Below are 20,863 nucleotides of genomic sequence, written 5' to 3' on the forward strand. Positions count from 1 at the left end.
AGGTCGGAAAGGGCTGCGGCTTGGACAACGCCTGCCAGCTCCCAGTGGCCGTAGTCGGCACCCTTCCTGGCTGACTGTTCCAGCACGCGGCTGAAGCCGGCCCCGGGGCGCTGCAACAGGCGGCACCCCAGGAAGATCGAGGAGATCGCCAAGTCCCAGCGACTGCAGGTGGGGGAGATAGAGGCTGCCATAGGTGGCGGCGACATGCTCGGCAGCGTATTGGCCCCGGGTGTTACCGTAGGCTGCCGCATCCGGAAAGGCCCCGATGCGCATGCCGTCGAGGGTAATCAGCACGGCCCGGGAAGGGTGGGCTGACCGGCACCCTCCCAGGCTTGGCTGGCCAACTGGCCACGATGGCTATCCCGGTACTTGGTGCCGATGCGGGTCGCCCCGGCAGCGAGCAGGGGCTGACAAGCGGACCAGTCGCGAATTCCGCCGGCAGCCTTGACCTGGATCCGGCCGGCGGCGGCAGTCACCAGCAACCGGACATCGTCCAGAGTTGCCCCGCCGCTGCCGAAGCCGGTCGAGGTCTTGACATAGGCGGCCCCGCCCGCCACCACGCAATCGACCAGGGTCCGTTTCTGATCGTCGCCCAGGTAGCAGCACTCGATGATCACCTTGACGACGGCGCCGCGGGCGGCGCGGACCACCTGCCGGATCTCTTGAGTCACGGCGTCGAAGCGCCCCTCGCGAACGGCGCCGAGGTGAATCACCATGTCGATCTCCTCGCCGGCGCCGGCGCGCTCATGCCGCGGCGGCTTCCGCCGCCTTCTGGGTCGGCGGCTGGTAGCCGAGGGGAAATCCATCCACCGTCGCCACCGCGACCCCGAACCGTACAGGAGACTCGCCGCCTGGGTCACGTAGACGGGGGGTAATGCAGACCGCAGCAAAACCGTACTCCACCGCCTCTTCGCAGAGGTGGTGGATATCCGCTCGTCGTCGCAACCGCTCGAAGTAGGGTACGACGATGAAGGGCGCGGAAGTCATGGTTCCAGATGTGGGTCCAGGCGCGGAGGGACGTGTTGACTTCGACGTAGTCGTAGGTCATACTGAGGTGTAGTAGTCAGCGTCGCCGTCGCCAAAGTCGAAGATCGACCGGTGACGGTAAACTCGGGCCGTTTGAGAACCCGCGTCGCTCCGCTTCGAGTTCCTTCGCCGGTACGCAGTCCATTTTCGACAACAGCAACCTGGTCGAAGCGGATCGCGACCTCGGTCGGGATCAACCTCCGCCCCCGAGTAGCCGACCGCGGCGATGCACTCGCCCCCAGTTGGCATCCTCGCCGAAAAAGCGGGTCTTGACCAGGTTGGAGGTGGTCACGGCCACCGCGGTCGACGGGCCTGGGCCGCGTCCCGGGCACCCTGCAGGTGGATCCTGACCAGCTTGGTCGCCCCCTCGCCGTCGCGCACGATCATCTTCGCCAGGTCGAGGAGGATCTCGTCGAGCAGATGCTGCAGCTCCGCCGCCTCCGGGGCGTTCGGCGACGATCTCCGGCGTCTCGGCCATGCCGTCGGCGAGGGTGATCAGGACCATGTCCGTCAGTCGAAGGTATCGCGATCGACGGTGACGTCGTTGAAGTAGCCATCGACCGCGCGACGCAGCGCCTGGTCGAGGAAGTCGGCGGCCACTTCTTCGGCATCGGTGAGGACAAAGTGCAGCATGGTTGCCATGTTCGGATGGATCATCCCCGGCGCCCTTGGAAGGGCAAGCAGGGTGTAGTCCTGCTTGCCGGCAGAGCCCCGGGTGGCGACCAGCTTGGGAAAGGAATCGGTGGTCATGATTGCCGTGGGCAACCGCTGCCGCACCGGAGTCGTCCATGCGGGCCACCAGGGGCGGGAATCCCGGTGGAAAGCGCTCCATCGCCAGCGGTTGGCCGATCACCCCGGTGGAAGAGACCGCCACCAGTTCTTCGGCGATGCCGAGTGCCTGCGCCGCGAGGCGGCCACAGGCGATGGCGTCGCGCAGGCCGGCCTCACCGGGCCAGGCGTTGGTATTGCCGCGATCGACGAGGTATCGCCTGGCATGCCGGAGGAACTCGCGGGTGAAGGTCACCAGCACCGGCGCCGCGACCACCTCGTTGGTGGTGAAGACCCCGGCGCTCGTTGCCGGCACCGCCGAAACGATCAGTCCCAGGTCGAGCTTCCCCCACTTTTCACCCCGCCGCCTGCGCGGCAAACCGGAATCCTCGACTTCGATCCGCTCGTCCCGTCCATCGTCGTCACTCCGCTTCGCGAGGGGAACCACTCCTTGCCGTTCCCGACAAGGCTTGAGTCACCGCCCACAGCACTTCTTGTACTTCTTGTCGTCTCCGCCGCAAGGGCAGGGGTCGTTGCGCCCGACCTTCTCCTCCTCGCGGGTCACCGGCTTGGCTGGCTGATCGTCCCCGCCGGCCCGGTTGAGGGACGACCCGCCGTTTACGCTGTTCCGCCTCCATGCGCTCGAGATCGCCTCGCGGGCGAGCTGGATGCTGAACAGTCTGTTGATGACCTCGAAGCGGAACCCGCCCCATCATCGCCATGAAGAGCTTGTAAGCCTCGCGTTTGTCCTTGGGATTGCGCTTGGCCATAGCCAGCCAGTTACTTCCTTGAGATGATCGATGGAAAAGGTGAGATGGTCTTTCGATTGCAGGTTGATCCGCTCTGCAGCAGCAGGACCTTCATCAGGTGTTCGAGAACCGGGGTGGCTACTTCTTCTTCGCGTCGGCAAAGCTGGTGCTCGACCTGGCAGCGGCAGGTTCGCCTCCAGATCCTCCCGGGTCAGGCTGCGGTTGGGTTTGGTGGGGAGTAGTAACCGGAAAGGAAAACTGGCCATGGAGCTCGGCCAGGCACTGCAGTTCCAGCTTCGCCGGCAGGGTCTTCGGGCAGAAGGTCGCCACCATGTCCTCGATCGCTTCGCTGATGATCCCCGTCACCGTTTCGCGAACGCTCTCCCCGGCGAGCACTTCGCGGCGCTGGGTATAGATCACCTCGCGCTGCTTGTTCATGACATCATCATACTCGATGAGGTGCTTGCGGATTTCGAAGTTGTGTCCCTCGACCTTCTTCTGGGCATTCTCGATCGCCTTGGAGATCATGCCGTGCTCGATCGGTTCCCCTTCGGGGATGCGCAGTTTCTCCATGACGAAGGCGACGCGGTGCGAGCCGAAGATCCGCAGCAGGTCATCCTCGAGGGAGAGGTAGAAGCGGCTCTCCCCGGGATCCCCCTGACGCCCGGAACGTCCGCGCAGCTGGTTGTCGATACGCGACTCGCGGCGGTCGGTGCCGAAGGACAGGCCGCCCGCTCCAGCACCGGGCTTTGGGTGGCGCATTGGGCACGGAACTTTTCGAGCGCCGCCGGGAAGGAGCTTCCGGATCCTGGCGGTGGCCGCTTGCGCCGGGCCAGCATCTCGGGGTTGCTGCCGAGGTCATGTCGGTACCGTGGCTCGCCATGTTGGGCGGCAATCATCACCGCCCCCTTGCGGCCGGCCTGGGCGACGATCTCCGCCTCCTTTTCGTGGTGCTTGGCATTGAGAACGGTATGCGGGATGCCCCTTTTCTTGAGCATCTCCGACAGCTCTTCGGACTTTTCGATGGAGATCGTCCCGACCAGGGTCGGCTGCCCCTTGGCGTGGCGCTCGACAATATCTTCGATCGCCGCCTTGAACTTCTCCCGCTCCAGTCTTCTTGTAGATCACGTCGGACTGGTCAATTCGGACCATTGGCCGGTTGGTCGGGATGACCATCACCTTCAGCTTGTATTCCGGAAAACTCGGCCGCCTCGGTATCGGCGGTACCGGTCATCCCGGGCTTTTTCGTACATGCCGGAAGTAGTTGAAAGTGATGGTCGCCGAGCGTTCGGTCCTCGGCTCTTGATCTTGACCCCTTCCTCGGCTTCCACCGCCCGGCGCAGGCCGTCGCTCCAGCGCCGCCCGGGCATCAGCCGGCGGTGAACTCGTCCACGATCATCACCTCGCCGTCCTTGACCACGTAGTCGACATCGCGCTTGAACAGGGCATGGGCCTTGAGCGCCTGGTTGACGTGGTGCAGGGTCTTGATGTCGCCTTGCCCGTAGAGGTTTTGATGGTCCAGCAGCTTTTCGATCCGGCTGACCCCCTTTTTGGTGAGGGTCGCGGTTTTCCGGCCTTCTCATCTACAGTGAACTGCCGGTAGCGTTCTTCCGGGCTTGGCTGAGCTTGCCGTCCCGGCTTCCACGATCTCCCCCTTCTTGAGCATGGGGATGATGCGGTTGACGGTGTAGTAGAGCTCGCTCGAAGCCTCCGAGGGGCCGGAGATGATCAGCGGGGTACGCGCCTCGTCGATGAGGATGGAGTCGACCTCGTCGACGATGGAGAAGAAGAAGTCGCGCTGCACGTAGTCGGCGAGATCGAGCTTCACGTCGTCGCCGAGGTAGTCCAGCTCGAAACCGTTGTTGGTGCCGTAGGCCATGTCGCAGCCATAGGCCGCCTTGCGCTGCGCATTGGTGAGGCCATGGACGATGCAGCCGACGGTGAGGCCGAGAAAGTGATGGACTCCGCCCATCAGTCGGAGTCACGCTTGGCCAGGTAATCATTGACGGTGACGACGTGGACCCCTTTGCCGGCGAGGGCATTGAGGTAGGATGGCAGGGTGGCGACCAGCGTCTTCCCCTCCCCAGTCTTCATCTCGGCAATCTTCCCCGGAATGAAGGACCATGCCACCGATCAGCTGGACGTCGAAGTGGCGCATGCCGAGCACCCGCTTCCCCGCCTCCCGCACCACGGCAAAGGCTTCCGGCAGCAGGTCGTCGAGGGTCTCGCCCGCGGCCAGGCGGGCGCGGAATTCGACGGTCTTGCCGCGCAGACCGGCATCGTCAAGGGCCGCCATCGTCTCTTCGAGGCCATTGATCCGGGCGACGATGGGCTGCAGACGTTTGAGTTCACGATCGTTTTTGCTGCCGACAACTTTTCTGACCAGACTTCCGATCATCGATATCACTCCGTGATAAGGGGCGCTAGCCAGCCGCCCCGGGTCACTGTGCTGGGTGCCGGCAACCTCCGGCAAAGGTTGGAAGTTTAGCACAAAGCCGGAGCCGGCCACAAGTCCGAAAGGGCCACCCGAACCTCTCCAGGCAGAAACAAAAAAGCCCCGGAAAACCGGGGCTTGTAGACAGTCGCGACAAAGTGGTGATTAGAGGTATTTGCGCAGGATTGAGAGCGGAACTCCGTCGCGCCGGAACTCCGTAATGGGCACGCGGGAACCGGTGGAACTGCCCGGATCTTCCTGACCGCCCGAATGTGTTCGCCCCTGGTGCTTGACGCGCTCGCCCGACCTTGACGAAGATTTTCGAATTGTGAGCGTAGTAGGTTTTGTAGCCATAGCCATGATCGATGACCACCAGCTTTCCGTAGCCGGGCGCCGTTTCCGCCTGGCTGACGATCCCGTCGGCACAGGCATAGACCGGCGTGCCGGTGCGAGCGGCGATGTCAAGCCCCTCGTGCATCTTGCGCTTGCCGGTGAAGGGGGAATCGCGCATGCCGAGTCCGGAGGCGGTCCATCACCCTCGACCGGCCACCCCTGGGGCTCGGCCGCGAGCAGCGAGCGCTGGTCATTGAGGAACCCCTGGACCTCCTCCTGGTCTTCGGCGGCGCAGGTCGATCGCCTTGGCGGACTCGCCGTCGATCTGCTGCTCGCAAGGCCGAGAAGCGATCACCAGAACCCTCCTCCCCGGGGAGGTCCGCCCACCCCGGCGAGGGGTGTCGCTGCGCGGCTTGGAGAAGTTGGGCCAGGACGCTGGACCTTTGGCATCGTTCTGGGCCAGCACCACCATCTCCTGCCGCAAATCCTGCAGGCTCGCCACCAGGCGCTGCAACTCCATCTGCTGGCTGCGATTCTCTTTCTTCAGGCGGGCAAATTCATGGCGGTCGAGATTGTTGCGGAAGTAATCGACGGCGAAGAGGCCGACTGTTACCAGCAACACCACGCTGACCCCCGCCAGCCACTGCAGCACGCTGCGGCGGGAGATTGAACCGGCGGACCTGATGGGAGCCCTCCGGAATAATCAGGATGGTGTACTTTTTGGCAGACAAGACCGAAAACCTCCGCAACACCTTGAAATGACACAAGCCGAATCTGGCACCGTAGCGATTAATACGGCAACTTCCTCTGAGGAAGTGTCAAGCTTTTTCTCAACGCCTTTTGGCGGATTACAGGGGGGTCCTGCGATGGCAAATTCCTCGTCACATTCGGGAAACTTCGCGCACTTCATGCAGTCGCCCCAGATCTTCTGCGGCAGTTCCGATTTTTCAATTTCATGAAAACCGAGCTTGGCAAAGAAAACCGGCTTGTAGGTGAGGGCGAAGACCCGCTTCATCCCCAGATCCCGGGCCTCGACCAGGCAGGCCTCAACCAGTTCGCGACCGAGACCGCGCCCTTCGCAATCGGCGGAGACGGCGAGGCTGCGCACCTCGGCAAGATCCTCCCAGCAGATATGCAGGCAGACGGTGCCGACGGTTTCGCCATTCTCTTCAAATACATAGAAGTCGCGGATGTTCTCATAGATATCCCGCGGCAAGGGACCCGGGAGAGCATGATCCCTTCGCGGGCATAGCCAAGCAACAGCTCGTGGATCTGCCCTGGGCATCGGACAATGCGCGCTTTGCGCACCATGAACGAACTCCTCAGAAAGATCTTGAACGAAGCCGGCGCCGGGCCGGCTCGCAGGCTCGGGACGATCCGGCCGATCGACCTCCCGGGCGCGCTCCTGAGGTCCGCTCGGTAACCCGCGCCCCGCCGAGCATCCGGGCCATTTCCCCGACCGCGCGCGTGTCGTTCGAGGGGGAAGGTATAGTCGTCACTGCTCCGCCCCTCGCACCCCACCTTCTTGACCCGGAAATGGTGATCGGCAAAGGCCGCCACCTGGGGGAGACGGGTAAGCACAGAGCACTCCGCAACCCCCGGGCCACCTTGCGCAGCTTTTCGCCGACAGCGGTCGCCGCCGCGCCGCCAACGCCGGCATCGACCTCGTCGAAGATCAGCGTTTGCACCCCTTCGGCCATCGGTGCGGCCCGCCGCAGCGCCAGCATGACCCGGGACAACTCCCCGCCCGAGGCAATGCGCGCCAGGGGCTTCGGCTCACTCACCGGGATCTGGGCGCGAGATAAAACTCGACCCGCTTCGAGCCCCTGGCTACCAGGCGCTGCCAAGGGAAAAAGCTGGACCACAGACCGCGCTCTGGCCAGGGCGAGGTCGGCCAGTTCCGCCTCGACCGCCTGGCTCAGGGGCGCACTGCGGGCGGCACGCCCGCGGGCACAGTCGACCTGTTTCCCCGCACTCTGGCGCAAGGCCGCCGCGGCGGCATCGAGCCGCCGCATCAGCTCCTCCCGGGTGGGCAGCAAGGTCACCGAGCTCAGCGAGTTCCCGCTTTCGACCTGATCACGATGCTCCAGGACCGGCGGCGATGGTTGGCCCATACTCGCGCTTGAGCTGGCTGAGCTGGGCGAGGCGGCTCTCGACCTCCTCCTCTGCCGCTGCGGCTCGAACTCGACGCGCCGCCGGAATCCCGCGTAGCAGCTGCTGCGGCGCAGTCCTCAACGCTGTACTGGGCGCTGCGCAGCGATTCGCCCAGACTGCCGAGCAATGGATCGATCGCGGCCAGACCTTCAAGGTCCGCCGCCACTCGCGCCAGTTCGCCACAAACGGCGGCTTCACCACCGTAGAGGGTCTCGAAACCGCCGCTGGCGGCGGTGGCCAGCCGTTCGGCATGCTGCAGCAGGAGCCGTTCGGCGGCCAGTTCCTCGTCCTCCCCGGGAACGGGCGCGACGGCGGCGATCTCCCGCTGCTGGAATGCGAGCACCTCCAGCCGCTGCTGCCGGTCCCGCTCCGCGGCCTCCAGCCCGTCCAGCCGCTGCTGCAGCTGGCGATGCGCTGCATAGTGGGTGGCATAATCGAGAAGAAGCGGCCCGTGGCCGGCGAAGCTGTCCAGCAGGGCGAGGTGGGTCTCGCCCCGCTGCAGGGTCTGGTGCTCGTGCTGACCGTAGATCGTCACCAGCTGTCCGCTGAAGGCCTGCAACTGGGCCAGCGTGGCCAGCGAGCCGTTGACGTAAACCCGGTTTTTGCCGGCGCGGGAGACGACCCGTCGCACCAGCAGCTCCCCCTCGCCGTCGAACCCGGCCTGCTGCAATTCCTGCTGCAGCCCGGTCTGCCCGGAGAGATCGAGCAGGGCCTCGACACTCGCCTCATCGGCGCCGTTGCGAATCAGTTCCGGCCGCGCCCGGTCACCGAGCAGCAGACCGACCGCATCGATAATGATCGACTTGCCAGCGCCGGTCTCGCCGGTCAGGACGTTGAACCCGGCGGCAAACTGGACCTGTAGCTGGTCGATGATGGCGAGATTGCGGATCTGCAGTTCGACGAGCATGGTGACAAGACCGATTGGTTATTGGTGGCCGATAAAAGAGGAGCACTCAGCACTCAGCACTATCTCTCCCCCCAGCGCAGCTTGGTGCGCAAGACCTCGAAATAATCCCGGGTCGGACTTTGAATCAGCAGGGTACGCTCCCGGGCCTGGCGCAGTTCGACCAGATCCCCCCCCTGCAGCTGCATCCCGACCTGGCCATCGGCGGTGAGAACCACGTGCTGATCCTGGAACTTGACTTCAATGCGGATCACCGCTTCGCTCGAGACGATCAGTGGCCGATTGCTCAGCATGTGCGGACAGATCGGCGAGATGACCAGGCAGGCGACGCCCGGGTCGATAATCGGCCCGCCTGCGGCCAGGTTGTAGGCGGTCGACCCGGTCGGCGTGGCAACGATCAGGCCGTCGGCCTTGAAGGTTGTCAGGTAGACGTCATCGACCCAGACCGCCATATCGATAATCCGGGCCAGAGCCCCCTTGTTGATGACGGCGTCATTCAGGACCGCGTAGCGGGCAATTTCGTCCCCCTGGCGGCGAACCACCACATCGAGCATCAGCCGCCGGGAGACCCGAAAATCCCCCTGCAGGACGCGCTCGAGAGTGGCGAAGGTCTCATCCCGGGTGATCTCGGTCAAAAAACCGAGGCTGCCGAGATTGACCCCCAGGATCGGCTTCATCTGGGCACCGACGTGGCGGGCGACCGAGATCAGGGTGCCGTCGCCGCCGAGGACCACGATCAGGTCGGCCCGCTGCGGAATCTCGTTATCGGCATAATCGCGGGTCACCCCCAGGCTCTGGGCCAGATCCTCCTCCAGGAGAACCTCAAGCCCCCGGGATAGCAGCCACTCCATCACCTCGCGGCCAAAGACAACAGCGTCCGGGTGCTGTTTTTTTGCATAGATACCGACCTGCTGCATTTTCCACTCCCTCGGCCTGTCCATTGCACCACGTTATTACCACACCTCGGGCACGGAGTCCATACAACTACTGACGCCGGCGCGCTCCCCAGGTACACGCAGCTCAGTCTTTGACCCAGCGGCCGTTGCCACAGAGAAGCTATGAGGGCGGTGGTTGCGACACAGTTGAGCCCGGCACCCCCATGTGCTAGAGTCGAGCCTGCGTTTCACTGGAGACAACCAATGGACCTTTTCACCCAGGCCGCCAGCGAATCCTCCGACGCCCCGCTCGCCGAGCGGATGCGCCCGCGCACCCTCGACGAAGTCGTTGGCCAGCGCGAGCTGCTCGGCGAAGGGAAGCTGCTGCGGCGGCTGATTGAGACCGACCAGCTCGCCTCGGTGATCTTCTGGGGGCCGCCGGGGACCGGCAAGACGACCCTGGCGCGGGTCATCGCCGGCACCACCAAAAGCCGCTTCGTCTTCTTCTCCGCCGTCCTCCAGGGAGTCAAGGAGGTGCGCGAGATCGTCGCCCGGGCGAAGGAGGAAAAGGCCTACCACGGCCGCCGCACCCTCCTCTTCGTCGACGAAATTCACCGCTTCAACAAGGCCCAGCAGGACGCCTTCCTCCCCTTCGTCGAAAGCGGCGACATCATCCTCATCGGCGCCACCACCGAAAATCCGAGCTTTGAGATCAACTCGGCGCTGCTGTCGCGCTCGCGGGTCTTCGTCCTTGAGCCCCTCGCCCCCGAGGAGATTCTCCTGCTGCTGCAACGGGCCCTGACCGACCCGCGCGGCCTCATCGCGAAAGAGCTGCAGGTCGCGGACGATGCCCTCGCCTTCATCGCCGCCCAGGCCGATGGCGACGCCCGCATCGCTCTCGGCGCCCTGGAGGTGGCGGCGGCCGCCAGCCGCGAGGAGCGCATCGAGCTGGCGGATGCCCAGCAGGCGCTGCAAAAGAAGGCCCTCCTCTACGACAAGGGGGGAGAGGAGCACTACAACGTCATTTCCGCCTTCATCAAGAGCCTGCGCGGTTCCGACCCCGACGCCGCCCTCTACTGGCTGGCGCGGATGCTAGAGGCGGGGGAAGACCCTCTCTTCATCGTGCGGCGGATGGTGGTCTTCGCTTCCGAGGATGTCGGCAACGCCGACCCGCGGGCGCTGCAGATCGCCCTGGCGGTGCAGCAGGCAGTCCACTTCGTCGGCCTGCCCGAGGCACGCATCAATCTCGCCCAGGGGGTCACCTACCTCGCCACCGCACCGAAGAGCAACGCCAGCTACCTCGGCATCGACCAGGCGCTGGCCGAGGTGCGCAAGAGCGGCGCGCTGCCGGTGCCGCTGCATATCCGCAACGCCCCGACCCGGCTGATGAAGGAGCTCGGCTACCACAAGGGGTACCAGTACGCCCATGACCATGCCGAGGGGATCGCGCCCCAGGATCATCTCCCCGACGCCCTGCGCGGCAAGCGCTACTACCGGCCGACCGCGCGGGGCTACGAGAAGCTGATCGGCGAGCGTCTCGCCCACTGGGCCGACTTGCGCCAGGGGAGAGCAAAACCCGACCCGGACGAGAAGGACTGACCGCCACCGCCACCCGCTAGGTCCCGGCATCTGCTATACTCGTCAAACAATTTGTCACCTTCCACCGCGGCGAGAGCCCATGAACGACCTCCCCTTCCTTCTCGACCTCCTCATCCTGCTCGGCCTGGCCCTCGCCAGCGCCTGGCTCTTCAGCCACCTGCGCCAGTCGCCGATCGTCGGTTACCTGGTCACCGGCCTGGTCATCGGCCCCTACGGCCTGAACCTGGTTCGCGGGGTCCACGAGGTCGAAGCGATGGCGGAACTGGGGGTGATCCTGCTCCTCTTCACCATCGGCCTGGAATTCTCCTTTACCCGGATGCTGCGCATCAAGGGGCTGATGCTTCGCTGCGGAGCGACCCAGATGGCGTCCACCACCCTGCTGGTCTACGGCGCGGCGCGCCTGGCCGGCATCGGCAATGCCGCCGCCTGGGTCCTGGGGATGGCCCTTGCCCTCTCCTCCACCGCCCTTGTCCTCAAGCTGCTTTCGGAGCGGGGGGAGATCGATGCCGCCCACGGCCGGATCGCCCTTGCCACCCTCCTCTTCCAGGACTTGGGCGTCATTCTCTTCCTGTTGCTGCTGCCGCTGCTGGCAGGCAGCGACAGTGGCTTCACCCTGTTTGGCCTGCTCCAGGCAGGAGCGCTCCTCGCCCTCCTCTTCGGCTTTTCGCGCTACCTGCTGCAACCGCTGTTGCGGGGGATCCTCCGCACCCGGACCCCGGAACTCTTTCGCCTGACGGTGCTGACCCTCCTCCTCGGCACCACCTGGATCACCGCCCAGGCCGGGCTCTCCCTCGCCCTCGGCGCCTTCCTGGCCGGTCTCGCCCTGGCGGAATCGGACTACGCGCACCAGGTCCTGGCCGACGTCATTCCGTTTCGGGACGCCTTTCTCGCCATCTTCTTTATCTCCATGGGGATGCTGGTCGATCTGCATGCCGTGGCAGACCACGGCCTGTTGATCGCCGGCGCCTTCCTGCTGCTGACCCTGCTCAAGATCGCCACCGGGACCCTTGGCGCCCTCTGGGCCCGCTATCCGCTGCGCACCGCTCTCACCGCCGGGCTCCTCCTTTTCCAGGTCGGCGAATTCGCCTTCGTCCTGCTGCGCAAAGCCCTCGCCCTGGAGCTCATCTCGCCGCCCCTTTACCAGGGGACCCTAACCGTGATTGCCCTCTCCCTGCTCGCGACACCGCTGCTCGCCGCCCGGGCCGAGCCGTTGGCGCGGCGCCTTGCCGGCCGCTGGGGGAACGGCGCCGAGCTTCCCGACGCCAGCGGTGAGCGAACCGCCAATCTCGAAGGGCATGTCATCATCGCCGGCTATGGGCTCTCCGGGCGCAACGTCGGGCGGGCTCTGCGCGAGATGCGTATCCCTTGTATCCATGTCGAGACCAACGGCACCGTCGTCAGTCAGGCACGCACGGCAGGGGAGCTGATCGTCTTCGGCGACGTCACCGCGGCGGCGGTCCTCGAAGGAGTCGGCATCGGCCGGGCGCGGGCGCTGGTCCTCGCCATCAACGACCCCGCCGCCATCGCCCGGGCGGTGCCGACGGCGCGCGGGCTCAATCCCGATCTCTACATCCTGGTCCGAACCCGCTTCGTGGCCGAGCTTGAATATCTTTCCTCCCTCGGCGCGGACGAGGTCGTCCCGGATGAATTCGAGGCCAGCATCCAGCTCTCCAGCCTGCTGCTGCGCCGTTGCGGCATCGGCGAAGGGCAGGTCCTGAAGCAGATGGCGACCCTGCGCCGGGAACACTATGACCGGCTGCGGTCCCCCGGCAAGACGCCGAGCAACCTCTCCGGCTACCTGTCGGTGCTGGAACAGGGGCAGATCGAGTTTCAGGCGGTCCCGGACGACTCTCCTTGCCTTGGCAAGTCCCTTGGCGAGCTCGCTTTTCGCACCCGCACCGGGACCATGGTCGTCGGCATTATCCGCAACGAGCGGGTCCGCTACAGCCCGGCAGCCAGCCTGGTCCTCGAACCGGGGGACACCCTGCTCCTCCTCGGCGCTCCCGAGAACGTGCTGCAAGCGCGGGAGCTGCTGCACGGGCATCCGGTATAAAAAAAGAAAACGGGAGCCCCAAGAGGCTCCCGCTGAACTGCTTCGCTGCTGTTGTCGGCTATTCTTCGTAAACCAGAACCCGGATCAGGCCGATGGTCGAGCCATTCTCGCTGGTCGGCGAATCGCTGACGGAAATGACCTTGCGGATATTATTCCGGCGGATAAAGTCGTTGATACGTTCGTCCAGTTCCCCAAGTTCGCGCTGGGCCTTGAAGGCCGCGAGCGGTTCACCAAAGGTCTTGACCTTGATCATCGGCACCTCCCCGGAGTAAACGAATCAGACCTGTACCACCGACTTGACGGCGGGAATTTTTTCCCGCAGGGTCTTTTCAATCCCCATCTTGAGGGTCATGGTCGACATCGGGCAGGAACCGCAGGCGCCCTTCAATTTCACGCTGACCACACCGTCCGCACTGATATCGACCAGTTCGACATCGCCCCCGTCGGCCTGCAACGCCGGGCGTACCATTTCGAGAACTTTCTGAACTTCTTCACGCATTGAATGAATCCTCCTCTGTGATGTGTGCTTATTATAGCCCGACCTCCCTGCTACGCAACAGGGGGTCGGGCTAGTCGGACTATTTCGTCTCCTCGTCGTTCTCCCGTCACAGGGACGGCAGGGGGAGGTCCCGCAGACGTCGGGCGCAAAGGAGTTCGGGAGTACCGACGCCTCGCCCCTGCAGCAGCACCTTGAAAGTTTCCCCCATGCCGCCCTCGGGCAGGATCAGGTTTTTCAGGGTCATGCGCAGCGCCTGGGCCCGGCGCGGGTCTTCCTCGCGGGCCTGCAGGGCGATCAGTTCCTCGACAAACCCAAGGCTCATCAGAAACCGGTACTGCTCCCCGAAGTAAAGGGTGGTCAATCCCCCTTCCGTCCCCGCCTGTTGCAGGCTGGTGAAGTCGACGTGGCTGGTCAGGTCCTGCTGGCCGACCAGGCGATAGAGGTCGTCGCTCGCCTGGTGTCGGTGATAGGCGAGCAGGGTTCCCTGACGCCGGAACGGGGCGTAAAGCTCTGCCGCCGGGTAGCCGTAATCGATCGTCAGTACGAAACCGCGCCGCAACAGCTGCGCCACCTGGCGCAGCCAGCGCGGGGCCGCCAGGTTGACCTCGGCCCGGTTTCCCTCTACCGGGGCGACACCGAGCCACTCGAAGTGGGCGGCGAGCGAGGGGGAGGAAAGGGGCCGCAATTCTTCGCCGAAACCCTCGTCCGTGCGGACAACGAAGACCTCCCGCAGCTCCCCGTCGCGCTTTTCCACAAGGTGAACAGGGAAGGCATCGACCAGTTCATTGGAGAGGAAGACCCCTTCCATGCCGGCGAGGTCCGCCAGAGAACACCAGTCGACCACCTGGCGATGGGCAGCCAGCGAATCGGCCTGGCGACGCCGGTTGTCGGGGCTCAGCTCAACGATCCGGTAGCGCAGAGAGTGGTAAAGGTCGGGTGCCAGCTCGCGCAGCGCATCGAGGATATCGAGGGCGAGATGACCCTCCCCGGCGCCCTGCTCGGCAAGCGTCAGCGGGCCGCCGCCGAGCAGTTCGAGGCACTGCCGGAGCTGGCGGGCGAGCAGGCGCCCGAAGAGGGCATGAACACTGGAGCTGGTAAAAAAGTCTCCCTCCTTGCCGATTCGCGACCGGGGGACCATGTAATAACCCCAGTCCGGGTGATAGAGGCAATGCTCCATGAACTCGGCAAAAGGAATCCCTCCCGCGGCATCGATACGTCGTCGCAGAAAGGTCGCCAGATCGGCCTGTCGCTGGTCGCCATTCGTTTCGGTCATCGGCTAGCGTCTCCCCTCTGGGCGGCTTCAAAGTCGGGGATTCTACCCCGGGGAAGGTCTGCTGGCAAGGGGAAGATAGGGAAGATAGGGTGCCGGGGCTTTAGGGGATGATCCCAAGCAGGCGGTGAATCTGCAGCAGGTCGGCCGTTTCCCGCACCAACAGAGTCGCCATGCCGGCGTCTGCGGCGGGGCGCAGATCGACCGGTTCCCGGTCGCCAACGAAGAGGAAACTCTCCGGCAGACCGCCGATGTCCTCAACGACCTTGCGAAAGGCATCGAGGTCGGGCTTGGGTTGGCCGCAGTATTCGATCGTGTAGAGGCGTTCAAAGTACTCCGAAACATCAAGCAGGGCAAGGATTCGCTGGGCCAGAGGATAACTGTTGTTGGTATAGATATAGAGGCGGCAATGCGCACTGAGCGACTCGAGTAACGCCCGGAGAACGGGGTCCGGCACCAGGCAGTCCTCGGGGCGCACCTGTTCCTGAAAAGCCCGGTGCAGGGCCGCAATCTCTATGCCCAGTTCCTGACAGGTACGGGTCAGGGTGGGTTCCTCGTCCCCGGAGTCGGTCAGCGCCCGCCGCGCCCGCCGCAACAGCGCACGGCCATCCACCAGCGACAGCCCGCGGGTGGCCGCGATCAGGGTTTCCGCCGCCCGTTGAATCTGGTCGGCAATGGGTTGCGCCGAGTAGAGCGTACCGTCAAGGTCGAAAACAATCGAGCGGATCGGGGGGATGGCCAGGCTCATTGGGCACCAACCTGTGAAGGAGGGGGACAACCGCAGATTAGCATGCGCGTACGCCGATTTTAAACAGTCCTGCCCTCCCTGTCAAAAGCCTGCCACCACCCCACCCGGAGGGAGGAAAGCTCTGCTGGATAATTGGTAAAGAGACCATCGACCCGAAGCCGCCGCAACCGCAGCGCCTGGCGCGGGCTATTTACGGTCCAGGGATAGACGCGCAGGCCATGCCGCTGACAGGCCTGGACCAGCTGCCGGCTGGTCCGGTCGACCCGCGGATGAAAACTTTCGGCGCCGGCAGCGACAGCGCGGGAGAGGGCGCGATGCCAGAAGAGCGTATCGCAAAGGAATCCGAGGGGGAGCCGGGGCGCTTGCTGGCGCATCAGCGCCAGCAGGCGATGGTCGAAGGAGGAGACCAGGACTCTTACCTGCGGGTAGGCCTGGAGCAGTTCGAGGACCTTGTGCCCGGCCGCAGCGTCCTTGATCTCGACATTGATCCGTAGCCGGTTTTCGGCCCAGGTAAAGACCTCCTCCAGGGTTGGTAATCCTTCTCCGGCAAAAGGGGTGCCGAACCAGCTGCCGGCGTCGAGGCGGCGCAGCTCGGCGAGAGTGAAGTCCCGCACCGGTCCCCGGCCGTCGCTGGTGCGTTCCAGGGTTTCGTCGTGGATGACCACCGGGACTCCGTCCCGGCTCAAATGGACATCGAGTTCGATACCGTCGGCGCCGTCCGCTTCGGCCGCACGGAAGGCCGCCAGGGTATTTTCCGGCGCCCGACCCGAGGCGCCACGATGGGCCCAGATCAGGAGCCGGCGCTCCGTCCCGCCGCCGGGCAGAGGCTGCCCTGTTCCCCCGCGGCCACTCATGGCGGGCCCTGGATGACCGGGTAGCCCCGCAGCTGCCAGCCCCAAATCCCACCGGTCAGGTTGTAGACTTCCGGGTACCCCTGGCTGGCCAGATAATTGGCGACCTGGGAACTGCGTGAGCCAACGGCGCAATAGACCAGGACCGGGCGATCTTTGGGGACTTCACGGGACCGGGCCTGAAACTGGTCGATCGGAATCAGGGTGGCGCCCGCCAGCCGTAATTGCAGGTATTCACCGGGAGTGCGAACATCGAGCAGAAAAGTATCCGGTTGGCGCTGTAACAGCTGGAAGGCCTCGGGCGCCATCATGCTCGTAACCGGCGCACTCCAGGCCTCGGCCGTTAGGAGCAGCAGCAAACCCAGCAACCAGCAGGCGCGATTCACAGTAGCCACAACAGAATCCTCCCCAATGTTAAATATGGGCCATCGGCCCTTGGGACAACTATATTCAGTTTTGCGAATTCCTTCCAGCCCAAACTTGTCTTCCCGGGTGAATCATGCAATGATACCGCCCGTCTCACCCCACCGCCGGCAGCGGTCGGCAAGGAGAATCATCTATGGATCGCAATCTCGCGCTGGAACTGGTTCGGATTACCGAAGCAGCGGCCCTGGCCTGCGGACGCTGGGTCGGCAAGGGGAACAAGCTTGCTGCCGACGAGGCCGCCACCAACGCCATGCGGCGTACCCTTGACTCGGTCGGGATAGATGGCACGGTGGTGATCGGCGAGGGGGAGATGGACGAAGCGCCGATGCTCTATATCGGCGAAAAGGTCGGCAATGGCCAGGCGCCGGCCGTCGATATCGCCGTCGACCCGCTGGAAGGGACCAACATCTGCGCCAAGGGGACCAGTGGCGCGATTGCCACCATCGCCCTCGCCCCCCGGGGCGGATTCCTCCACGCCCCCGACATGTACATGGAGAAAATCGCGGTCGGACCTTCCGCATGCGGCGCCATTGATATCAACGCATCGCCAACGGAGAATCTCAAGCGGGTCGCAGCGGCGAAGGAGTGCTATATCGAGGACCTGACCGTGGTAATCCTCGACCGGCCACGTCACGAGAAGATCATCGAAGAGATTCGCAAGGCTGGCGCCCGTATTCATTTGATCTCCGACGGCGATGTCGCCCCGGCCGTGGCGGCGGCCGTGGAAGGGAGCGGCGTCGACCTGCTGATGGGGATTGGCGGTGCCCCGGAAGGGGTGTTGGCGGCGGCGGCCCTCAAATGCATGGGCGGCGACATTCAGGCGCGACTCGTCTTCATGACCCAGGAGGAGCGGGAGCGCGCCAAGTCGATGGGGATCGATGATTTCGAACGTGTCTACAATTGCGAGGAGATGGCCCATGGCGATGTTTTTTTTGCCGCGACCGGTGTTACCAATGGCGACCTGTTGCGCGGGGTCCGCTATTTTTCCGGTGGTGCCGAGACCCATTCTATCGTGATGCGTTCCAAAAGCCGGACCATCCGCTTCATTGAAGGGCGTCACCAGTTCGACTACAAACCGGTTTACTGAGGCTTGCGAAAGAAGGCCGATTTCCCCGCTTGTCATCGCGGCAGGAAACTGTTAGGATTTTTCGGCTTATTGCCTCCAGTCAAAGAAACCGCACGGCGAAAGGGAACAGTATGGCGATCATTACCATTTCCCGGGAAATGGGCAGCGGCGGCATTCCCATTGCCCACAAGGCAGCGGAAAAACTTGGCTACACCCTGGTCGATGGCGAGGCGATTGCAAAGGTTGCAGCGTCCTACGGCCTGACCCCCGAAGCCCTCGAAAAGGCGGACGAAAAGCCGCCGGCCTTTGTCGATGAAATCGATGCACAGGTTGAAATCGACTCCCACCGCGTCGAGTTGATCATTCTTGAATACGCCCTCAAGGGGAACATCATCGTCTATGGCCGTGGCGGGCAGGATCTCCTCAGCGGAATCAGTTCCGTCTTCCGGGTCCGGATCACCGCGCCCTTTGAGGACCGGGTCGAGCGCTGGGCGGAACGCGAGTGGCTCGATCCGGATCTGGCGCGGATCCTGGTGCGCAAGAGCGATCAGCAGCGGGCCGGCTTCATCAAATACTACTTTGACCGCGACTGGCTCGATCCTCTCGGTTACGATCTTATCGTCAACACCCAGCGCCTCTCCGAAGAAACAGCCGTCAAGCTGATCTGCGAAGGGGTCCGGGATCGCAACCTGCAGGAAAGCAAGGATTCCGGCAAAAAGATACTGCAGGACCGGATCGTGGCCAAGAAGGCGGAAATCGCCCTTCTGGCCAATGGCGTCATCGAAGGACTCCACCACTACCACTTTCACCTCACGGTAAAAGATGGCGTCGCAACCCTTTTCGGCCATGTCCACGCCGAAGAACAGCGGGAGGCGGTGAGAAGAACGGTGGCCGCCGTGGAAGGGGTCCAGAAGATCGATGACCAGCTTGAGATCCGCCAGTACCGCTCCCTGCCTGAAGAGCACTGACCCCGGATTCCTTACCCAAATCTTCCAGCCGGCCCCGAGGGCCGGCTTTTTCTTTGCCTGGCCTCGCCCCGCCCCATGCACTGGCGCTCATGGTTCTTGTCGACGGGTACTGATCATGCTAGGATGGGACGCTTTTTCCGGCTTCGTCCGGAGGATGAATCGAACAAGGAGAGAATATCGGTATGGCTGGACACAGTAAGTGGGCAAACATCAAGCATCGCAAAGGCGCTCAGGATGCCAAGCGTGGCAAGGTTTTCACCAAGCTGATCAAGGAGATCACCGTTGCCGCCAAGATCGGTGGCGGCGAACCGGGGACCAACCCGCGCCTGCGTACTGCCATCGACAAGGCGAAGAGCGAAAACATGCCCAAGGATACGATTGAACGGGCGATCAAGAAGGGGACCGGGGGCCTCGATGGCGTCGAATACGAAGAGGGCACCTTCGAGGGGTACGGACCGGGCGGGGTGGCGGTTATCGTCGAATTCATGACCGACAACCGGACTCGCACCGTGGCCGATGTCCGCCACATCTTCACCAAGCATAACGGCAGCCTTGGCGTTAACGGCAGCGTCAGCTTCCTCTTCGAGCGCAAAGGCCTGATCGCCTTTAATACCGATTGTGACTTCGACCGGATTTTCGAGGCCGCGCTGGAAGTGGGCGCCGAGGATGTCAAGGACGAAGGGGATAGCTACGAGGTGATCACCGACCCGGCCAATTTCATCGAAGTCCGTGAGGCCATGAAGGAAATGGGCCTGAACTGGGAGAGCGCCGAGGTGACGATGCTGCCACAGACAATGGTCCAGCTCGAGGGAAAAGCTGCCGAGCAGATGCTCAAAATGATGGACAAGCTCGAAGATAACGACGACGTGCAGAACGTCTATGCCAACTTCGACATCTCCGATGATGAGATCGAGAAGGCGATGGGCTGAAACCAGGGAGACCGGATTCCGGCGCAGGTAATTAATAGCCTTGGGCACGGATTATGAGACGGGCCCCCGCAACCGGACACCAGGCCTATGAAAATTCTCGGCATCGACCCCGGGAGCCGGATAACCGGGTATGGGGTCATTGCAAAAGAGGGGAATCGCCTGCTGCATGTGGACAACGGGGCGATTGCCACCACCAGTGATACGCCCCTGGCCTTGCGTCTGTTCGAAATTCACCGCGGGCTGGAGCAGGTCATCGCGACCTATCACCCCGATGCCATGGCGGTCGAGCAGGTCTTTCTCGCCAAGAATGCACTCTCCGCCCTGAAACTGGGGCATGCCCGCGGCGTCGCCCTGGTCTGCGGGGTCAATGCCGGGCTGCCGGTTTTCGAATACAGCGCCCTGCAGGTGAAGAATGCCGTCGTCGGGTACGGCCGGGCGGCCAAGGGACAGGTCCAGCAGATGGTCCGGGCCTTGTTGAACCTCCCGGAGATTGCCCAGGAGGATGCCTCCGATGCCCTTGCGGTTGCCATCTGCCATGCCCACAGCCACGGACTTAATGAACGTCTCGACCAACTGCGCCGCGGACGCTGAGGTGAACGCATGATCGCATCACTGCACGGAATCATCGCCTACCGCAGCATTGATCATGTCATTGTCGATGTCGGCGGCGTCGGCTACCGGCTCCTGATTCCGCTTTCGACCTTCTACGCCCTGCCCGAGGAAGGGAGTGTCCGCTTCCAGGTCTATACCCACGTCCGGGACGACGCCATTCTCCTCTTCGGCTTTTTGACCAGCGCCGAACGGGACCTTTTCGTGCTCTTGATCTCGGTTTCGGGCATCGGCCCCAAACTGGCCCTGAATATACTCTCGCATATTCCTGCGCCGGCACTCCTCGATGCCCTCGCCGAGGGGGATGCCAAGCGCCTCGCCACCCTTCCCGGCATAGGCAAAAAGACGGCGGAGCGGCTGGTGCTGGAATTGCAGGACAAGGCCCACAGACTCAACCCCGCTCATCCGCGCGTGCCGCCGCAAACCGGGCCGACCAAGACGACCTCGCTGGAAGACGCCCAGTCGGCTCTGGTCAACCTGGGATACAAGGAGGCCCAGGCCCGCAAAGTCCTTGAGAATATGGAAATCTCACCGGACGCCAGCCTGGAAGAGGTCCTCAAGGGAGCCCTCAAGATCCTGCTCCGCTAACCGGGGCGGCGGTA

At 63.8% G+C, this 20,863-nt stretch carries 26 protein-coding genes and 4 pseudogenes; 7 read left to right on the plus strand and 23 right to left on the minus strand.

The window, feature by feature from the left end; all coding sequences use genetic code 11:
- The 17 genes and pseudogenes from ACYQ8E_RS06945 to ACYQ8E_RS07025 all read right to left on the minus strand — a co-directional run.
- On the minus strand, nt 1–191 hold a 191-nt coding region (locus tag ACYQ8E_RS06945), incomplete at its 3' end, for a hypothetical protein (RefSeq protein ID WP_459860493.1).
- Between the two features lie 96 nt (nt 192–287).
- Complete coding sequence (gene deoC / locus ACYQ8E_RS06950; RefSeq protein ID WP_459861571.1) at nt 288–860, minus strand: deoxyribose-phosphate aldolase; 573 nt, start codon at nt 858–860, stop codon at nt 288–290.
- A complete protein-coding gene (locus tag ACYQ8E_RS06955; protein WP_459861604.1) occupies nt 745–987 on the minus strand; it encodes a hypothetical protein in 243 nt (80 codons plus the stop codon). The genes deoC and ACYQ8E_RS06955 overlap by 116 nt, the downstream gene beginning before the upstream one ends.
- Nucleotides 988–1,314: 327 nt before the next feature.
- Nucleotides 1,315–1,776: pseudogene (locus ACYQ8E_RS06960) on the minus strand (bifunctional ornithine acetyltransferase/N-acetylglutamate synthase).
- 73 nt (nt 1,777–1,849) lie between these two features.
- Nucleotides 1,850–2,242, minus strand: a pseudogene (locus ACYQ8E_RS06965) (bifunctional ornithine acetyltransferase/N-acetylglutamate synthase); the annotation flags it as partial.
- A gap of 439 nt (nt 2,243–2,681) precedes the next feature.
- Nucleotides 2,682–3,305 carry a preprotein translocase subunit SecA gene (locus tag ACYQ8E_RS06970; RefSeq protein WP_459860494.1) on the minus strand — a complete coding sequence of 208 codons (624 nt, stop codon included), beginning with the start codon at nt 3,303–3,305 and terminating at the stop codon, nt 2,682–2,684.
- 44 nt (nt 3,306–3,349) lie between these two features.
- Nucleotides 3,350–3,655, minus strand: a pseudogene (locus tag ACYQ8E_RS06975) (preprotein translocase subunit SecA); the annotation flags it as partial.
- Nucleotides 3,656–3,912: 257 nt separating this feature from the next.
- Nucleotides 3,913–4,077, minus strand: a complete 165-nt coding sequence (locus tag ACYQ8E_RS06980) for a preprotein translocase subunit SecA (RefSeq protein ID WP_459861573.1) — start codon at nt 4,075–4,077, stop codon at nt 3,913–3,915.
- A 45-nt stretch (nt 4,078–4,122) separates the two neighbouring features.
- The gene (locus ACYQ8E_RS06985; protein ID WP_459860495.1) at nt 4,123–4,515 is read right to left on the minus strand and encodes a hypothetical protein; all 393 of its coding nucleotides are present in this window, start codon (nt 4,513–4,515) and stop codon (nt 4,123–4,125) included.
- The gene (locus ACYQ8E_RS06990; protein WP_459860496.1) at nt 4,515–4,637 is read right to left on the minus strand and encodes a hypothetical protein; all 123 of its coding nucleotides are present in this window, start codon (nt 4,635–4,637) and stop codon (nt 4,515–4,517) included. Before ACYQ8E_RS06990 ends, ACYQ8E_RS06985 begins: the two co-directional genes overlap by 1 nt.
- Nucleotides 4,638–4,707: 70 nt before the next feature.
- Nucleotides 4,708–4,941, minus strand: a pseudogene (locus tag ACYQ8E_RS06995) (hypothetical protein); the annotation flags it as partial.
- 43 nt (nt 4,942–4,984) lie between these two features.
- The gene (locus tag ACYQ8E_RS07000) at nt 4,985–5,488 is read right to left on the minus strand and encodes a M23 family metallopeptidase (protein ID WP_459860498.1); all 504 of its coding nucleotides are present in this window, start codon (nt 5,486–5,488) and stop codon (nt 4,985–4,987) included.
- Nucleotides 5,489–5,560: 72 nt separating this feature from the next.
- Complete coding sequence (locus ACYQ8E_RS07005; protein WP_459860500.1) at nt 5,561–5,962, minus strand: hypothetical protein; 402 nt, start codon at nt 5,960–5,962, stop codon at nt 5,561–5,563.
- A 51-nt stretch (nt 5,963–6,013) separates the two neighbouring features.
- Nucleotides 6,014–6,595 carry an N-acetyltransferase gene (locus tag ACYQ8E_RS07010; protein WP_459860502.1) on the minus strand — a complete coding sequence of 194 codons (582 nt, stop codon included), beginning with the start codon at nt 6,593–6,595 and terminating at the stop codon, nt 6,014–6,016.
- 37 nt (nt 6,596–6,632) lie between these two features.
- Nucleotides 6,633–7,355 carry a P-loop NTPase family protein gene (locus ACYQ8E_RS07015; protein ID WP_459860503.1) on the minus strand — a complete coding sequence of 241 codons (723 nt, stop codon included), beginning with the start codon at nt 7,353–7,355 and terminating at the stop codon, nt 6,633–6,635.
- Between the two features lie 5 nt (nt 7,356–7,360).
- A complete protein-coding gene (locus ACYQ8E_RS07020; RefSeq protein WP_459860505.1) occupies nt 7,361–8,371 on the minus strand; it encodes an AAA family ATPase in 1,011 nt (336 codons plus the stop codon).
- A 59-nt stretch (nt 8,372–8,430) separates the two neighbouring features.
- Nucleotides 8,431–9,285, minus strand: a complete 855-nt coding sequence (locus tag ACYQ8E_RS07025) for an NAD(+)/NADH kinase (protein ID WP_066727915.1) — start codon at nt 9,283–9,285, stop codon at nt 8,431–8,433.
- 222 nt (nt 9,286–9,507) lie between these two features.
- Between ACYQ8E_RS07025 and ACYQ8E_RS07030 the strand changes: the two genes are divergently transcribed.
- Together ACYQ8E_RS07030 and ACYQ8E_RS07035 are read left to right on the plus strand one after the other, a co-directional pair.
- Nucleotides 9,508–10,842: a replication-associated recombination protein A gene (locus tag ACYQ8E_RS07030; protein WP_066727916.1), complete on the plus strand. Its 1,335-nt coding sequence runs from the start codon at nt 9,508–9,510 to the stop codon at nt 10,840–10,842.
- A 79-nt stretch (nt 10,843–10,921) separates the two neighbouring features.
- Nucleotides 10,922–12,895: a monovalent cation:proton antiporter family protein gene (locus tag ACYQ8E_RS07035; protein WP_066727917.1), complete on the plus strand. Its 1,974-nt coding sequence runs from the start codon at nt 10,922–10,924 to the stop codon at nt 12,893–12,895.
- A gap of 58 nt (nt 12,896–12,953) precedes the next feature.
- Here the strand turns inward: ACYQ8E_RS07035 and ACYQ8E_RS07040 are convergent, their stop codons facing one another.
- The 6 genes from ACYQ8E_RS07040 to ACYQ8E_RS07065 all read right to left on the minus strand — a co-directional run bounded on the left by ACYQ8E_RS07040 (nt 12,954) and on the right by ACYQ8E_RS07065 (nt 16,658).
- Nucleotides 12,954–13,148, minus strand: a complete 195-nt coding sequence (locus ACYQ8E_RS07040; RefSeq protein WP_066727918.1) for a hypothetical protein — start codon at nt 13,146–13,148, stop codon at nt 12,954–12,956.
- Between the two features lie 24 nt (nt 13,149–13,172).
- The gene (locus tag ACYQ8E_RS07045) at nt 13,173–13,394 is read right to left on the minus strand and encodes a NifU family protein (RefSeq protein ID WP_066727919.1); all 222 of its coding nucleotides are present in this window, start codon (nt 13,392–13,394) and stop codon (nt 13,173–13,175) included.
- 106 nt (nt 13,395–13,500) lie between these two features.
- The gene (locus tag ACYQ8E_RS07050) at nt 13,501–14,667 is read right to left on the minus strand and encodes a class I SAM-dependent methyltransferase (RefSeq protein WP_066727920.1); all 1,167 of its coding nucleotides are present in this window, start codon (nt 14,665–14,667) and stop codon (nt 13,501–13,503) included.
- A 100-nt stretch (nt 14,668–14,767) separates the two neighbouring features.
- Complete coding sequence (locus tag ACYQ8E_RS07055; protein ID WP_066727921.1) at nt 14,768–15,412, minus strand: HAD family hydrolase; 645 nt, start codon at nt 15,410–15,412, stop codon at nt 14,768–14,770.
- Between the two features lie 59 nt (nt 15,413–15,471).
- Nucleotides 15,472–16,266 (minus strand): glycerophosphodiester phosphodiesterase, encoded by a 795-nt coding sequence (locus tag ACYQ8E_RS07060; RefSeq protein WP_066727922.1) that lies wholly within the window; start codon nt 16,264–16,266, stop codon nt 15,472–15,474.
- A complete protein-coding gene (locus ACYQ8E_RS07065) occupies nt 16,263–16,658 on the minus strand; it encodes a rhodanese-like domain-containing protein (RefSeq protein ID WP_231875335.1) in 396 nt (131 codons plus the stop codon). The genes ACYQ8E_RS07060 and ACYQ8E_RS07065 overlap by 4 nt, the downstream gene beginning before the upstream one ends.
- 164 nt (nt 16,659–16,822) lie before the next feature.
- On the opposite strand from ACYQ8E_RS07065, the gene glpX reads away from it, so the two are divergent.
- The 5 genes from glpX to ruvA all read left to right on the plus strand — a co-directional run bounded on the left by glpX (nt 16,823) and on the right by ruvA (nt 20,849).
- Nucleotides 16,823–17,776: a class II fructose-bisphosphatase gene (gene glpX, locus ACYQ8E_RS07070; protein ID WP_066727924.1), complete on the plus strand. Its 954-nt coding sequence runs from the start codon at nt 16,823–16,825 to the stop codon at nt 17,774–17,776.
- Between the two features lie 110 nt (nt 17,777–17,886).
- Nucleotides 17,887–18,723 carry a cytidylate kinase family protein gene (locus ACYQ8E_RS07075; RefSeq protein ID WP_066727925.1) on the plus strand — a complete coding sequence of 279 codons (837 nt, stop codon included), beginning with the start codon at nt 17,887–17,889 and terminating at the stop codon, nt 18,721–18,723.
- Nucleotides 18,724–18,905: 182 nt separating this feature from the next.
- On the plus strand, nt 18,906–19,652 hold the full coding sequence (locus ACYQ8E_RS07080; RefSeq protein WP_066727926.1) for a YebC/PmpR family DNA-binding transcriptional regulator: 747 nt from the start codon (nt 18,906–18,908) through the stop codon (nt 19,650–19,652).
- An 87-nt stretch (nt 19,653–19,739) separates the two neighbouring features.
- Nucleotides 19,740–20,243, plus strand: a complete 504-nt coding sequence (ruvC, locus tag ACYQ8E_RS07085; protein WP_066727927.1) for a crossover junction endodeoxyribonuclease RuvC — start codon at nt 19,740–19,742, stop codon at nt 20,241–20,243.
- 9 nt (nt 20,244–20,252) lie between these two features.
- Complete coding sequence (ruvA, locus tag ACYQ8E_RS07090; protein WP_066727928.1) at nt 20,253–20,849, plus strand: Holliday junction branch migration protein RuvA; 597 nt, start codon at nt 20,253–20,255, stop codon at nt 20,847–20,849.
- The last annotated feature ends 14 nt before the right edge of the window (nt 20,850–20,863 follow it).

The sequence above is a fragment of the Desulfuromonas carbonis genome, assembly GCF_054658035.1.

Bases quoted from the DNA above. Each gene is read 5' to 3' on its own strand.
- ACYQ8E_RS06955 (WP_459861604.1), bottom strand. From the start codon at position 987: ATGACTTCCGCGCCCTTCATCGTCGTACCCTACTTCGAGCGGTTGCGA.
- ACYQ8E_RS06970 (WP_459860494.1), bottom strand. From the start codon at position 3,305: ATGCGCCACCCAAAGCCCGGTGCTGGAGCGGGCGGCCTGTCCTTCGGC.
- ACYQ8E_RS06985 (WP_459860495.1), bottom strand. From the start codon at position 4,515: ATGGGCGGAGTCCATCACTTTCTCGGCCTCACCGTCGGCTGCATCGTC.
- ACYQ8E_RS06990 (WP_459860496.1), bottom strand. From the start codon at position 4,637: ATGAAGACTGGGGAGGGGAAGACGCTGGTCGCCACCCTGCCATCCTAC.
- ACYQ8E_RS07000 (WP_459860498.1), bottom strand. From the start codon at position 5,488: ATGCGCGATTCCCCCTTCACCGGCAAGCGCAAGATGCACGAGGGGCTT.
- ACYQ8E_RS07010 (WP_459860502.1), bottom strand. From the start codon at position 6,595: ATGCCCAGGGCAGATCCACGAGCTGTTGCTTGGCTATGCCCGCGAAGG.
- ACYQ8E_RS07020 (WP_459860505.1), bottom strand. From the start codon at position 8,371: ATGCTCGTCGAACTGCAGATCCGCAATCTCGCCATCATCGACCAGCTA.
- ACYQ8E_RS07025 (WP_066727915.1), bottom strand. From the start codon at position 9,285: ATGCAGCAGGTCGGTATCTATGCAAAAAAACAGCACCCGGACGCTGTT.
- ACYQ8E_RS07030 (WP_066727916.1), top strand. From the start codon at position 9,508: ATGGACCTTTTCACCCAGGCCGCCAGCGAATCCTCCGACGCCCCGCTC.
- ACYQ8E_RS07035 (WP_066727917.1), top strand. From the start codon at position 10,922: ATGAACGACCTCCCCTTCCTTCTCGACCTCCTCATCCTGCTCGGCCTG.
- ACYQ8E_RS07040 (WP_066727918.1), bottom strand. From the start codon at position 13,148: ATGATCAAGGTCAAGACCTTTGGTGAACCGCTCGCGGCCTTCAAGGCC.
- ACYQ8E_RS07045 (WP_066727919.1), bottom strand. From the start codon at position 13,394: ATGCGTGAAGAAGTTCAGAAAGTTCTCGAAATGGTACGCCCGGCGTTG.
- ACYQ8E_RS07050 (WP_066727920.1), bottom strand. From the start codon at position 14,667: ATGACCGAAACGAATGGCGACCAGCGACAGGCCGATCTGGCGACCTTT.
- ACYQ8E_RS07055 (WP_066727921.1), bottom strand. From the start codon at position 15,412: ATGAGCCTGGCCATCCCCCCGATCCGCTCGATTGTTTTCGACCTTGAC.
- ACYQ8E_RS07060 (WP_066727922.1), bottom strand. From the start codon at position 16,266: ATGAGTGGCCGCGGGGGAACAGGGCAGCCTCTGCCCGGCGGCGGGACG.
- glpX (WP_066727924.1), top strand. From the start codon at position 16,823: ATGGATCGCAATCTCGCGCTGGAACTGGTTCGGATTACCGAAGCAGCG.
- ACYQ8E_RS07075 (WP_066727925.1), top strand. From the start codon at position 17,887: ATGGCGATCATTACCATTTCCCGGGAAATGGGCAGCGGCGGCATTCCC.
- ACYQ8E_RS07080 (WP_066727926.1), top strand. From the start codon at position 18,906: ATGGCTGGACACAGTAAGTGGGCAAACATCAAGCATCGCAAAGGCGCT.
- ruvC (WP_066727927.1), top strand. From the start codon at position 19,740: ATGAAAATTCTCGGCATCGACCCCGGGAGCCGGATAACCGGGTATGGG.
- ruvA (WP_066727928.1), top strand. From the start codon at position 20,253: ATGATCGCATCACTGCACGGAATCATCGCCTACCGCAGCATTGATCAT.